The sequence below is a fragment of the Propioniciclava sp. LT294 genome, from assembly GCF_059516005.1.
The window spans coordinates 406,950-419,851 of sequence record NZ_JCAKNG010000002.1; the positions used below are offsets into that span (position 1 = coordinate 406,950).

A 12,902-nucleotide genomic window follows, 5' to 3' on the forward strand; every position below is an offset into this window, starting at 1 on the left:
CGGGAGCTTACAGTTCCCCGAGCTGCCAGTTGCGCACCTCGGGCATGTCCTCGAGGTGCTCACGGATGTAAGCCTCGTGACGCTCGAGCTGCGACTCACACCACATCTTGAGCTCCTCAGCGCCGCGCGGGAGCCGCTTGGCGTTGTTGATGGCGTCCATCACGAGGTGGTAGCGGGAGGCCCGGTTCTTGACGACCATGTCGAACGGCGTGGTCGTCGTGCCCTGCTCGATGAAGCCACGCACGCGGAAGCGGTCGGGGTTCGGACGCCCGTGCACGAGCTGGTGGATGCCACCCGGGTAGCCGTGGAACGCGAAGACCACGTCCTGGGTGTCGGTGAAGAGCTCCCGGAACATCGTGGGCGACATGCCCTCCGGGTGGTCCTTCGGACGGCGCAGCGTCATCAGGTTCACCACGTTGACCACGCGGGTCTTGAGGGCCGGCAGCCTCTGCTTCAGGATCTCGGCGGCGGCCACGGTCTCCATGGTCATGATGTCGCCGGCACAGGCCAGGACGATGTCGGGATCCGACGAGCCGTCGTCGTTGCCCGCCCAGTCCCAGACGGAAGCGCCCTGGGCGAAGTGGGCCTCGGCCTCCTCCATGGACATCCACTGCGGCTGCGGCTGCTTGTCCTGGACGATCAGGTTCACCTTGTCGGTGGACTGGAACACGTGGTTGGCCGTGACCAGCAGCGAGTTCGCGTCCGGCGGCAGGTACACGCGGGCGGCCTTGGGACCCATGTTGAGCAGCAGCTGGAGCATGCCCGGGCCCTGGTGGCTGAAGCCGTTGTGGTCGTTGCGCCACGCGGTCGAGCTGACGAGGATGTTCAGGCTCGGGATGGACTCGCGCCAGGAGAGCTCGTCGGCCTCCTGCAGCCACTTGCCGTGCTGGATCGTCTGCGACGCCGACACCATGGCGAAGGCCTCGTAGGTGGCGAACAGGCCGTGACGACCGGTGAGGTTGTAGGCCTCGAGCCAGCCGTGGGTGAGGTGCTCGGACAGGACCTCCATGACGCGGCCGCTGCGGCTCAGCTTCTCGTCGTCGGCCGTGACCGCCTCCATCCACGTGCGGTCGGAGACCTCGAAGACGTCACCGAGGCGGTTGGAGTTCGTCTCATCCGGGCAGAACAGGCGGAAGTTGTCCGGGTTGTTCCGGTAGAGCTCGCGCATGAACTCGCCGAGCTTGCGGGTGGACTCGACCTTGTCGGTGGCGCGCGCCGCGACCTCGACGGCCATGGAGCGGTAATCCGGCAGGGTGAGCGGCTTCATGAGCCGACCACCGTTGGCGTAGGGCGTGCCCGACATCGTCAGGTTGAGGTCGTCGGGGTTCGCGGCGAGGACCAAGTCGGACGGCGAGCCGTCCTCGTTGAAGAGCTCGTCGATGTTGTAGGAGCGCAGCCACCCCTCCAGCTCGGCGAGGGAGTCCGCGTTGGCCTTGACGTTCGACAGCGGGACCTGGTGCGAACGCCAGGTGCCCTCCATCTGCTTCCCGTTGTGCTTCTCGGGGCCCGTCCAGCCCTTCGGGGTGCGCAGGATGATCATCGGCCAGACCGGACGCGCGCCGTCCCAGTTGCCGCTGCGGGCCTCCTCCTGGATGGCCTTGATCTTGGCGTAGGCCTGGGCCATGGCCTCGGCGAAGCGGTAGTGCATGCCCGGCGTGTCCTGGCCCTCGACCTCGATGACCTCATAGCCGTGGCCCTCGAAGATCTTCTTGACCTCTTCGCGCGGCTTGCGCGACAGGACGGTCGGGGCGGCGATCTTGCCGCCGTTGAGGTGCAGGACGGGCAGAACGGCGCCGTCGTGCTCGGGGTTCAGGAACGAGACGCCCTTCCACGAGCCCTCGAGCGGACCCGTCTCGGCCTCGCCGTCACCCACGACCGCGACCGTCAGCAGGTCGGGGTTGTCGAAGACGGAGCCGAACGCGTGGATGAGTGCGTAGCCGAGCTCGCCGCCCTCGTGGATCGAGCCCGGGGTCGTCACCGACGCGTGGGAGGGGATGCCGCCCGGCGCGGAGAAGGTGCGGAACAGCTTGAGCATGCCCTCGGTGTCCTGCGTGGCGTACGGGAACGCGGGGGTGTAGGTGCCCTCAAGGTAGGAGGCGCCGACGATCGAGGGGCCTCCGTGGCCCGGGCCGGTGATGTAGAGGCACTGCTGACCAGTGCGCTTGATCAAGCGGGACGTGTGCGCCCAGATGAACGCCAGGCCCGGGGAGGTCCCCCAGTGGCCCAGCAGACGGGGCTTGATGTGCTCGGCCTTCAGGGGCTCACGCAGGAGCGGGTTCGCCTGGAGGTAGATCATGCCCACCGTGAGGTAGTTGTTCGCGCGCCACCACGCATCGATCGAAGCAAGTTCGGAGTCATCCAACTTGGGGAGTAGCTCTGCCATGAGTCCAACGCTAATCGAGCGGGCGGGGCCACAGAGCGTGTTGCCACATTTTGTCATGAGGACTAATAGTCTCGCCGTCGAGTATCTCGACGGCGAGCGACAAGGGCGGCGTGACTACGGGCTTCCCGTCTCGTCGTCGCTCTCGAACGTCGTCCGCCCGCGCAGCTTTTCGGCCAGCACCTCGTCGATGTTGTCACTGATCAGGGAGACGATCCGCAACGCCCGTTGCAGGTGTGCGGGGATCAGCGGATCGGCCGCCACGGACATGCTCACGTAGACGCGGTCGCGGATCAGCTGGAAGCGCACCCAGCGCGCTTCGGTGTTCAGGTCGCTGAGCAGCTCCATCGCCCGCGTCCGCCCCTCCACGTCGTGGACCAACGGGGAGAAGACGAGGACCTCCTGGGCGTCCGGGGAGGCGCGCACCAGCACCATCGTCGAGCCGACGCGCAGGGCGAGGTCGCCCGCGTTGTCCCGCAGGGGTTCGAAGCCGAGAACCCGGGTGAGTTCCCGCTCCACGGCGGCGTCCAGTTCCTCGGCGGTCCGCGCCAGGATCGGCTCGGTGCGTCGCGGCTCCACCACCCCGGGTCGGCCCTCCACCGGTGCCGGGTTGAGGATCTCCGCGAGGTGGTCGGGCGCCAGCAGCGCCGGGTGCTGGACCCCGTGGACCTCCCGCAGCGCCGCCGAGGTCGCCGCCGCCAGGCCGTCCGCATCCTCCTGCGTCCCCACCCGCTCGTAGGTCCCGGGTCGGTCCGCCACGGCCGTCCAGCCGGACGCCGTGAGCTCGACCCCGGCGCCCTCCCCCAGCCCGTCCGTCGTGGCCCGGGCCACCAGGACACCACCTTCTCCGCAGCGGAACCGCACGTGGGGGGCGGTCCCGCCGCCCTCGGCCAACGACCCGATGGCGAGGGTGGCATCGGGGTCCATCACCGACAGCACCTCGGCGAGGCGGTCGCTGAACCGCCGCCAGGACTCGAGGGTCGAGCGGTCGAAATCGAAGTCGGACACGTCGGAGGACAGGCTGGGGTCGTCGCTCACGACGCCCAACCTAGCCTCAGCCGAGCGACGCGGCGATGAGCAGGAGCGATCCGACCGACAGGATGGTCGTCCAGAAGACCGCGTCGCGGGCGAGCAACTCACCCTGGTCGTAACGGCTGGCGGTCACGTAGACGTTCTGGGCGGCCGGGAGCGCACCCAGGACGGTGACGGCGTACAGCTCGATGCCCCTCAACCCCATGGCCGCGCCGATCGCCCAGGCCGCGAACGGGTGCACGACCACCTTGATGAGCGTGGCGAACCACATGGGCGCGCGGTGCGGGCCGCGCCCGGGCAGCGGGTCCAGACGCATCGAGACGCCGAACGCCAACAGCATGAGCGGCAGCGCGATGCCGCCGATCATGTCGATGGGGCGCATGACGAAGTCGGGCACCGACACCCCGGCCAGGTTGAGGGCGAGCCCGGCGAGGATGCCGATGGTGATGGGGTTGCGGACGGGCAGCAGCAGGTAGCGCCAGGGGGAGGTGCGGACGCCCGACCTCCGGCCGTTGGCCGCATCGAGGACGGTCAGGCAGATCGGCATGATGATCGCCAACTGGAGGAGCAGGATCGGTGCCACCCACGTGCCGTCGTTGAGCAGCGCCACGGCCACCGGAAGACCGAAGTTGGCCGCGTTGGTGTAACTCGCCGACATGAACCCGATCACCCCCTCACCCGGTGACTGCCGGAAGGCCGGAACGGCCACCACCAGGTAGAGCCCACCCGCCACCACCACGGCCAGGATCGAGACGACGACGGTGCGGGAGAAGACGTGGGCGAGGTCGGCCTGCACCATCAGGGAGAACAGCAGGGCCGGCGAACCGACGGTGAAGGCGAGCATCGACATGAGCTTGCGCCCCTGCTGGGTGACCAGGCCGCGGTGGGCGATGAACCAGCCCACCGCGATGACCACCCAGATGGTGGAGATGCCACTGATCGCGCCCTGCACAGTCGAGCAGCCTAGTCGTCGCTACCATGGCGCGGTGAAGTCGGGTGCCGCGCGGAACCACGTGATCGACGTGGCACGAGCTTGCTCCGTGCTCGTGGTGGTGGTGTTCCACACACTGCTGTACCGCATCGTCCTGACCGATGCCGGCCCCACCCTGGTGCCGTGGGCCGCTCCGACGTGGCTCTACCCGTGGACCTGGGTGTTCATGATCATGCCGCTGTTCTTCGTGTCCGGCGGCTTCGCCCACGCGCTCACGATCGACCGGATGCGGCGGGAGGGCACCAGCCGGGCGCACTACCTCGCCAGCCGTGGACGTCGCCTCGTCGGACCCCTGGTGGTGTTCGTGTCGTTCTGGGCGGTGGTGGCCTCCCTGGCCGCGTGGGCCGGGTGGTTGGCCGAGGCGTCCGAGCTCACCCGGCTGCTCATGCAGTTGCTCTGGTTCATCACCGTCTACCTCGGCATCATGGTCGCCGCCCCCACGGCCGTCCGCCTGCACGACCGATACGGAGCCTGGCCGATGGTCGTGTTGGCGCTGCTGGCCGCCGGCGTGGACGCCTGGTCCTTCGCGAGCGGTCGGTGGGAACTGCGCAACCTCAACATGGCGCTGGTGTGGCCGCTGGTGCACCAATTCGGCATCGCGTACCAGCGGGGCTGGTGGCGGCGGGGTCCGGTCCGGGTCGCGTGGGCGTCCCTCGCCGTCGGGGCCCTGTCGGTCGCCGCCATGGTCTTCATCCTCGGCTACCCTCCGACATCGGTCGGCTTCGCCGACCTCCCGATCGCGAACATCCAACCCCCGACGCTGGCCATGGCGGCACTGGCCCTGGCCCAGTGCGGCATCCTCGGGTTGGTCGAGCGCTCCGGCGCGCTGGCGACCCTGCCTCCTCGTGTGGAGCGCGTCCTCGGCATCCTCAACGTGGTGATGGTGAGCGTCTACCTGTGGCACATCCCGTGCATCGCCCTCGCCGGCGGCGGGCTCGCCCTGGTGTCCCAGGCGTGGCCGGCGGCGGCACCGGTGCTCCTCTCCCCCGCCGTCCTGGCGCTCGCGTCGCTGGCCGTCGTCGCGGGAGCGATCCCCCTGCTCGGGCAACTGGAGTTGCGGCTCATCCCGCCGCTGGGTCCTCGCCAGGACCTCACCCTGTCCGTTCTGGCGATGGCCGTGTTGGGTTTCGGCACCCTCTTGGTCTGGCAGACGGGTAGCGTGGTGCACTGGGAACGTCCCGCTTCCACCCTGGGCGTCGTGACGGTGCTCCTGGGAGCCTGGCTCATGACGCGGGCGGCGGACGCCTCGCAGGCTGCCGTCCGGGAATGACAGCCGTCGTCGCGCCGCTGGCCACGACCAGGAAGGAACCGCGTGAACCTCAACCCCATGACCTGGGACGCTCCCTACCTCGCCATCGTCGGGGCCCTGTTCGTCATAGTCTTCCTGCGCGCGAGCGCCACCTACTGGCTCGGGCTCCTCATCAACCGCGGCGCTGAGCGGACGCGTGCGTCGAAGATGATGTCCACGCCCGGCTACCAGCGGGCCGTGCAGCAGCTCAACCAGTGGGGGCCACCCATCTTGGCGGCGTCGTTCCTGACGATCGGATTCCAGACGCTGGTCAACCTCGCCGCGGGTGCGATGCGCATGCCGATGACCCGCTACCTGCCGGCTGTCACGGTGGGCAGCGGGCTGTGGGCCTTCCTCTACGGCACGGCCGGCACCGCCGGCGCCGAGGCGCTGGGGATGGTGTGGGAACGCAATCCTGCCCTCGCCGTGGTCCTGGGCGTGGTCACGGTGGCCGCCCTGGCGTTCTTCATCGCGTGGCGGGTCCGCGAGTCCAAGCGTCGGCGTCCGGAGCCGGTCGCCTGACCTGGGACGCTCGAGGTCCTCGACGGGCCTACAGCAGGCCCCGCGTCCGCTGGGGGATCTCCGGCCCGTCCCCATCCCCGGGCTCCCCCACGACTTCGCCGGCATGACGCGCCGCGTAGGCGGAGTCCTCGGCGCCGGTGTTCACGTGGACCGGGTTCAGGACCCGGTCCAGGAACTCGCGGGTTCGCTCGTGCTGCGGGTTCCCGATGACCTGGTCGGGGTGTCCCTGCTCGACCACGACTCCGCCGTCCATGAACATGACACGGTCGGCGACCTCGCGGGCGAACGCCATTTCATGGGTGACGACCATCATCGTCATGCCGCTCTCGGCCAGTCGGCGCATGACATCGAGCACGTCCCCGACCAACTCCGGGTCAAGCGCCGACGTCGGCTCGTCGAACAGCACCATCTCGACGTCCATGCAGAGCGCCCGGGCGATCGCCACACGCTGCTGCTGGCCACCCGACAGCTGGGCCGGGTAGGCGTCGGCGCGGTGCTTGAGCCCCACCCGGTCGAGGTACTCCAGCGCCGTCTTCTCGGCGTCCGCCTTCGCGACCTTCTTCACCCGGATCGGGCCGATCGTGCAGTTCTGCAGCACGGTCAGGTGCGGGAACAGGTTGAACGACTGGAAGACCATGCCCATCATCGTGCGGATGGCGTCCACATCGGCGTCCGGGTCGGTGATCTCCTCGTTCAGGATGAAGATGCGCCCGGCCGTGGGCTGCTCGAGCAGGTTCACGCACCGCAGCAGGGTGGACTTGCCCGAACCGGACGGCCCGATGACGCAGACCACCTCACCGGTGTGGACGGTCAACGAGATGCCCTTGAGCACCTCGACGTCGCCGAAGCTCTTGTGCAGGTCGTAGATCTGGATCTCGTCGCGGCGGTCACCGGTCGGGATCTTCTCCGGGGTCTGGGCGGGGGTCGCCATCGCGGTCACCGTGCCTTCTTCGACTTGGCCTCCATGCGCTGCACCAGGAAGGTGAGCGGGAGGGTGATGAGCAGGTAGCAGAGGCCGGCGATGACGAGCGGGGTCAGGTTCCCGTTCGAGTTGGAGATGTCACGGCCGAACTTGGTCAACTCGAACGCGGACGCCGTGAGGCCCAGCACGTACACGAGCGAGGAGTCCTTGGTCAGGAGGATCAACTCGTTGGTCAGCGGAGGGGTGATGATGCGGAAGGCCTGCGGAAGGACGATGCGGCGCATGGCCATGCCCGAGGACATGCCCAGGCTGCGGGCGGCCTCGACCTGCCCCTTGGGCACGGCCTGGATGCCGGCGCGGATGGTCTCGGCCATGTAGGCGGCGCTGACCATGCCCAGCGCCGTCCAGACGGTGCCGTACGGGTCGAGGGGGAAGCGCAAGCCCGGGAAGGCGACCGACAGCAGACCGAAGGCGAGGAGCACGATCAGGGCGGGGACGCCGCGGAAGAACTCGATGTAGATGGAGGCCAACCACCGGTAGGGGGCGACCTGCGACAGGCGCATCAGGGCCAACAGCGTGCCCAGGGTCAGACCGAACACGAAGGCGCCGGCGGTGTAGAACACCGTGTTCAGCAGGGCGCGTGGCAGGCCGGACGTCAGGGTCACCTGCACCAGGTCGGTACGGAAGAACACCGACTGGACCTGACGTCCGTCGACGGTGAGGATCACCATGAGCAGGACGGCGGCCAGCACCGCGTACTGGACCCAGCGGATGCGCTGGGCACGCTTGCGCGGAGACAACTTCTTGCGCGGCTTGGCCGGGCTCGTCGTCGTGGTCGTCATGGTGCTCCTGTCGGGGAAAGGCTCGAATGCGGGCACGCCCGCGCCACAGCGTCCGGATGGCGGGTCGGCCATCCGGACGCCGCGCGCATCAGGCTACTTCTTGGGGGCGTCGACGCCGAACCACTTCTTGTAGATCGTGTTGAACTCGCCGGAGGCCCGGGCCTTGTCCAGCACCTCGTCGATCTTCTTGGCCAGCGCCTTGTTGTCGTTGCCGACGTTGAAGCCGTACTGCTCACCGGTGGCGAACTCCTGCACGACCGTCGTGCTCGGGTTGTCCTTGGCGAAGTCGTAGAGCACGCCGTTGTCATTGACGGTGCCGGCGGTCACACCACCCAGCACCGAGTTGGTGCCGGTGGGCATGTCGTCGAAGACGCGCGGCTCGAAGCCGTACTTGTCCTTGTTCTCGTCGGCCCAGTCCTTGCCGGTGGTGTCGGTCTGGACGGCGACGACCTTGCCCTTGAGGTCCTCGGCCTTGGTGATCCCCGAGTCGGCCTTGACCAACAGGGCCAGCGTCGAGTCGAAGTACGGCTGGGAGAAGGTGGCGGACTTGGCGCGTTCCGGCTTGATCGTGATGGCGGCGGCTCCGGCATCGCACTTCTTGGCCGCGAAGACCGACCCGGAGGTGATCTGGTCGAAGGAGATGTCGACGATCTCCTGGGTGACGCCCAGGTCCTTGGCCACGAGGTCCATGAGGTCCACGTCGTAGCCGACGATCTTGCCGGACGAGTCCTTGTACTGGAAGGGCTTGAACGCCAGGTGCGTGCAGACCGTCAGCTTGCCCGGGGTGATGAGCGAGTACTCGCTCGCGCCGCCACCGGCACTGGAGCCGGGCGCGGGCTGGGCGGAGTTGTTGGCGCAGGCAGTCAGCGTGAGTGCGGTGGCGCCGGCAGCGACGGCCAGGACGACAGTGCGTAGCTTGGACACGCGAAATCCTCTTTCAGTGCGGGTGGAGCGATGGGGAATCTTTGCACTGTCCCGGCATGCTGCACAGCGTTCCCGCCAAGACGACACGCAGACGTGACCAGATCGATGCAACCGCGTGGCAAGGTTGGCGTCATGGACCCACTTCTGGCACCCACGGATTCCGAGCTCGAAGCCCTCCTCGCCGTCGCCATCGAGGTGGCCGAGTCATGCGGGCGCCTGGTGGTCGAGGCACGGCCCGCGCACGTGGAGGTGGCCGGGACCAAGACCAGCGCCGTCGACATCGTCACCGAGATGGACCGCCGCAGCGAGGACCTCGCACGCCGCCTGCTGGCCGACCTGCGCCCTCACGACGGGGTGGTCGGTGAGGAGGGCGCCGACCGCCGGGGGACGACCGGCATCACGTGGCTCGTGGATCCCATCGACGGCACGGTGAACTACCTCTACGACAACGGCGAGTACGCGGTGAGCGTGGCCGCCGTGCTCGGCGATGCCCGGGACGACGGCGGGTTCTGGCCCGTGGTCGGTGCCGTCTTCAATCCAGCCAGCGGGGAGCTGTTCTCGGCCCGGAGGGGCGGAGGGGCTCACCTCGTGCGGGGCGAGGAGTCGCGGGTCCTGCGCGCCTCCCCCGCCGAACAGCTCTCCGGATCGCTGGTGGGCACGGGTTTCGGCTACGACGCCGCCGTGCGCGCGCGCCAGGGTGAGGCCGTGGCCAGGCTCCTCCCCCACATACGGGACATCCGCCGACACGGCGCCGCCTCTCTCGACCTGTGCGCGGTCGCGGCAGGGCGGCTGGACGCCTACTACGAGTCCGGCCTCAACCCGTGGGACCACGCGGCCGCCTGGGTCGTCGTCGAGGAGGCCGGGCTGGTCGTGCGGGGCCCGAACGGGGGGCGTCCCACACGCACGCTCACACTGGCGGGACGGCCGGCGACCCTGGACCAGGTGGAAGCGCTGATCCAGGTCGGCTGAGGGGTTCGCCCCGTGGCCGCCGCCGCTGAGCGCGTCCTGGGGCTCCGTAACCCAACCCGACCAGCATCATAGGGAAGCCGTGGGCCCCGGAACCGAGGTTCCGGGGCCCACGTGCCTGGTACCGCTGAGTCGATCAGCTGCAGCCGCTGGTCGAGCCGCAGCCCTCGCAGACGTAGCAGCTGCCGGACGGGCGCATCTTGGTGCCGCAGGTGAAGCACAGCGGCGCGTCGACCGACACCCCGGAGATGCGCTCCATCAGCTCGGCCGTGGTGTGCGCGGTCGACAGGTCGGGCGTGGCGGTGATCAGGCTGGGCTGGTTCGGGCCCGACTCATCGAAGCGCATGTCGTCGATGGGGTCGTTCCTCAGCGAGTCGGACTCGATCAGCTGCGCCTCGTCCTCCTCCGAGATGTAGGAGCCGGTCTCGACGTAGCGGGCACGCTCGGCGGCCGTGTAGATGCCGAGCTCCGCGCGCTCGTCGTAGGTGAGGTAGTCCAGCGCCAAACGCTTGAAGACGTAGTCGATGATCGACTGCGACATCCGCAGGTCCGGGTCGTCCGTCATGCCGGCCGGCTCGAACTTGAGGTTGGTGAACTTCTGGACGTACGTCTCCAGCGGCACGCCGTACTGGAGGGCGATGGAGATCGCGATCGAGAAGGCATCCATCACGCCGGCCAGGGTCGACCCCTGCTTGCCGAGCTTCAGGAACAGCTCCCCGAGCCGCCCGTCGTCGTACTGGCTGGAGGTCAGGTAGCCCTCCGCCCCGCCGACGGTGAACGACGTCGTGCGCGAGTTGCGCGTCTTCGGCAGGCGCTGGCGACGCGGGCGGTACTCGACACGCACCTCGGGCTTCGGCGCCTCCTCGGCCTTCGGCTCCCCCTTCTTCTTGCCGTCGGACAGGGGCTGCCCGACCTTGCAGTTGTCGCGGTAGACGGCGAGCGCCTTGAGGCCGAGCTTCCACCCCTGCATGTAGACGTCGGCGATGTCCTCGACCGTCGCCGTCTCGGGCAGGTTGACCGTCTTGGAGATGGCGCCGGACAGGTAGGGCTGGACGGCGGCCATCATGCGGACGTGACCCATCGGCTTGATGGAGCGCTCACCCATGGCGGTGTCGAAGACGTCGTAGTGGTCGGACTTCAGCCCGGGCGCACCCACGACGTGGCCGTGCTCGGCGATGTAGGCGACGATCGCCTCGGCGACCTCGTCGCGGTAGCCCAGGCGCTTGAGCGCCCGCGGGATCGTCTGGTTGACGATCTGCATCGAGCCGCCGCCGACCAGCTTCTTGAACTTCACCAGCGAGAAGTCGGGCTCGATGCCGGTGGTGTCGCAGTCCATCATGAAGCCGATGGTGCCGGTCGGCGCGAGCAGGGACGCCTGCGCGTTGCGGAAACCGTTCTTCGCACCCAGCTCGACGACCTGGGCCCACTGCTCGGTCGCGGCCTCGTGGACCGGCGTGTCGGCCGCCTCCACGATCCTGAGCTCGTCGTTGGCCGCCTGGTGCTTGCGCATCACCTTCTGGTGTGCGCTCGCGTTGCGGGCGTAGCCGTTGTAGGGGCCGACGACGGCGGCCAGCTCGGCGGAGCGGCGGTAGGCGGCGCCGGTCATCAGGGACGTGATGGCGGCGGCCAGCGACCGGCCCCCCTCGGAGTCGTAGCCGCGGCCCATGGCCATCAGCAGCGCGCCGAGGTTGGCGTAGCCGATGCCCAGCTGACGGTAGTCCTTGGTGGTCTGGGTGATCGCCTCGGTGGGGAAGTCGGCGAACGTGATCGAGATGTCCATCGCGGTGATGATCAGCTCGGAGGCCTTCACGAACTTCTCCACGTCGAACGTGTCGTCCTCGTTGAGGAACTTGAGCAGGTTCAGCGATGCCAGGTTGCACGAGCTGTTGTCGAGGCTCATGTACTCCGAGCACGGGTTGGACGCGGTGATGCGTCCGGTTTCGGGGTTGGTGTGCCAGGCGTTGATCATGTCGTCGTACTGGATGCCCGGGTCGGCGCACTCCCACGCCGCCTTGGCCATCTTGTTGAACAGCTCGCGGGCGTCGACGGTCTCGATGACCTCACCGGTCATGCGGGCACGCAGGCCGAAGTCGGTGCCGTCCTCGACGGCCTTCATGAACTCGTCGTTCACGCGGACCGAGTTGTTGGCGTTCTGGTACTGCACGGAGACGATGTCCTTGCCGCCCAGGTCCATGTCGAAGCCGGCGTCGCGCAGGGCGCGGATCTTGTCCTCTTCACGCGCCTTCGTCTCGATGAACTCCTCGATGTCGGGGTGGTCGACGTCGAGGACGACCATCTTGGCCGCGCGGCGCGTGGCGCCGCCCGACTTGATGGTGCCGGCCGAGGCGTCCGCACCACGCATGAAGGAGACCGGGCCGGACGCGGTGCCGCCGGAGGACAGCAGCTCCTTGCTCGACCGGATGCGGGAGAGGTTCAGGCCGGCACCGGAGCCGCCCTTGAAGATGAAGCCCTCCTCCTTGTACCAGTTCAGGATCGACTGCATCGAGTCGTCGACGCTCAGGATGAAGCAGGCGCTGACCTGCTGGGGGCTCTTCGTGCCGACGTTGAACCACACCGGGGAGTTGAAGCTGAACACCTGGTGGAGGAGCATCCAGGTGAGCTCGTGCTCGAAGATCTCGGCGTCGGCGTCCGTGGCGAAGTAGCCGTTCTCGCGTCCGGCCTCGGCGTACTTGCCGACCACGCGGTCGATGAGTTGCCGCAGGCTGTTCTCGCGCTGGGCGGTGCCGAGGGCACCGCGGAAGTACTTGGTGGTGACGATCGTGGACGCGTTCAGGCTCCAGAAGTCGGGGAACTCGACGCCCCGCTGCTCGAAGACGTTCTCGCCGGTCTTCCAGTTGGTCTGGACGACGTCGCGCCGCTCCCAGGTGACCTCGTCATACGGGTGCACACCCTGGGTGGTGTAGACGCGGTCGACGCTCAACCCCTTGGCCTTGGCCGTCGAGCGGCGGGGGGCCTGCTTGGTCTCGGTCACTTCTCTCCTCCTGAGGTGATGGTCGTCGGCACGGATCGCGCCG

The 12,902-nt window shown here is 68.4% G+C and carries 10 protein-coding genes; 3 read left to right on the top strand and 7 right to left on the bottom strand.

What is annotated here, in order from left to right:
* Positions 1 to 7 precede the first annotated feature (7 nt).
* From AC5YDA_RS04580 to AC5YDA_RS04590, 3 genes are all read right to left on the bottom strand, one after another.
* Positions 8 to 2,383 carry a phosphoketolase family protein gene (locus AC5YDA_RS04580; protein WP_496189446.1) on the bottom strand — a complete coding sequence of 792 codons (2,376 nt, stop codon included), beginning with the start codon at positions 2,381 to 2,383 and terminating at the stop codon, positions 8 to 10.
* Positions 2,384 to 2,497: 114 nt separating this feature from the next.
* The gene (locus AC5YDA_RS04585) at positions 2,498 to 3,418 is read right to left on the bottom strand and encodes a T3SS (YopN, CesT) and YbjN peptide-binding chaperone 1 (RefSeq protein WP_496189447.1); all 921 of its coding nucleotides are present in this window, start codon (positions 3,416 to 3,418) and stop codon (positions 2,498 to 2,500) included.
* Positions 3,419 to 3,434: 16 nt separating this feature from the next.
* Positions 3,435 to 4,364 carry an AEC family transporter gene (locus tag AC5YDA_RS04590; RefSeq protein ID WP_496189448.1) on the bottom strand — a complete coding sequence of 310 codons (930 nt, stop codon included), beginning with the start codon at positions 4,362 to 4,364 and terminating at the stop codon, positions 3,435 to 3,437.
* Between the two features lie 34 nt (positions 4,365 to 4,398).
* Between AC5YDA_RS04590 and AC5YDA_RS04595 the strand changes: the two genes are divergently transcribed.
* Both AC5YDA_RS04595 and AC5YDA_RS04600 read left to right on the top strand, forming a co-directional pair.
* Complete coding sequence (locus tag AC5YDA_RS04595) at positions 4,399 to 5,673, top strand: acyltransferase family protein (protein WP_496189449.1); 1,275 nt, start codon at positions 4,399 to 4,401, stop codon at positions 5,671 to 5,673.
* A gap of 42 nt (positions 5,674 to 5,715) precedes the next feature.
* On the top strand, positions 5,716 to 6,213 hold the full coding sequence (locus AC5YDA_RS04600) for a DedA family protein (RefSeq protein WP_496189450.1): 498 nt from the start codon (positions 5,716 to 5,718) through the stop codon (positions 6,211 to 6,213).
* A gap of 28 nt (positions 6,214 to 6,241) precedes the next feature.
* Here the strand turns inward: AC5YDA_RS04600 and AC5YDA_RS04605 are convergent, their stop codons facing one another.
* The 3 genes from AC5YDA_RS04605 to AC5YDA_RS04615 all read right to left on the bottom strand — a co-directional run bounded on the left by AC5YDA_RS04605 (position 6,242) and on the right by AC5YDA_RS04615 (position 8,901).
* Positions 6,242 to 7,144, bottom strand: coding sequence for an amino acid ABC transporter ATP-binding protein (locus tag AC5YDA_RS04605; protein ID WP_496189451.1), 903 nt, complete (start codon positions 7,142 to 7,144; stop codon positions 6,242 to 6,244).
* Between the two features lie 5 nt (positions 7,145 to 7,149).
* Positions 7,150 to 7,977 carry an amino acid ABC transporter permease gene (locus AC5YDA_RS04610; RefSeq protein ID WP_496189452.1) on the bottom strand — a complete coding sequence of 276 codons (828 nt, stop codon included), beginning with the start codon at positions 7,975 to 7,977 and terminating at the stop codon, positions 7,150 to 7,152.
* A gap of 93 nt (positions 7,978 to 8,070) precedes the next feature.
* Positions 8,071 to 8,901, bottom strand: coding sequence for an ABC transporter substrate-binding protein (locus tag AC5YDA_RS04615; protein WP_496189453.1), 831 nt, complete (start codon positions 8,899 to 8,901; stop codon positions 8,071 to 8,073).
* Positions 8,902 to 9,033: 132 nt separating this feature from the next.
* Between AC5YDA_RS04615 and AC5YDA_RS04620 the strand changes: the two genes are divergently transcribed.
* Positions 9,034 to 9,870, top strand: a complete 837-nt coding sequence (locus AC5YDA_RS04620) for an inositol monophosphatase family protein (RefSeq protein WP_496189454.1) — start codon at positions 9,034 to 9,036, stop codon at positions 9,868 to 9,870.
* A gap of 133 nt (positions 9,871 to 10,003) precedes the next feature.
* Here the strand turns inward: AC5YDA_RS04620 and AC5YDA_RS04625 are convergent, their stop codons facing one another.
* Positions 10,004 to 12,859 carry a vitamin B12-dependent ribonucleotide reductase gene (locus tag AC5YDA_RS04625; RefSeq protein ID WP_496189455.1) on the bottom strand — a complete coding sequence of 952 codons (2,856 nt, stop codon included), beginning with the start codon at positions 12,857 to 12,859 and terminating at the stop codon, positions 10,004 to 10,006.
* Positions 12,860 to 12,902 lie beyond the last annotated feature (43 nt).

What these genes read in the sequence shown, in the direction of transcription:
- AC5YDA_RS04580 (WP_496189446.1), bottom strand. Translation starts at nt 2,383, where the DNA reads ATGGCAGAGCTACTCCCCAAGTTGGATGACTCCGAACTTGCTTCGATC.
- AC5YDA_RS04605 (WP_496189451.1), bottom strand. Translation starts at nt 7,144, where the DNA reads ATGGCGACCCCCGCCCAGACCCCGGAGAAGATCCCGACCGGTGACCGC.
- AC5YDA_RS04610 (WP_496189452.1), bottom strand. Translation starts at nt 7,977, where the DNA reads ATGACGACCACGACGACGAGCCCGGCCAAGCCGCGCAAGAAGTTGTCT.
- AC5YDA_RS04620 (WP_496189454.1), top strand. Translation starts at nt 9,034, where the DNA reads ATGGACCCACTTCTGGCACCCACGGATTCCGAGCTCGAAGCCCTCCTC.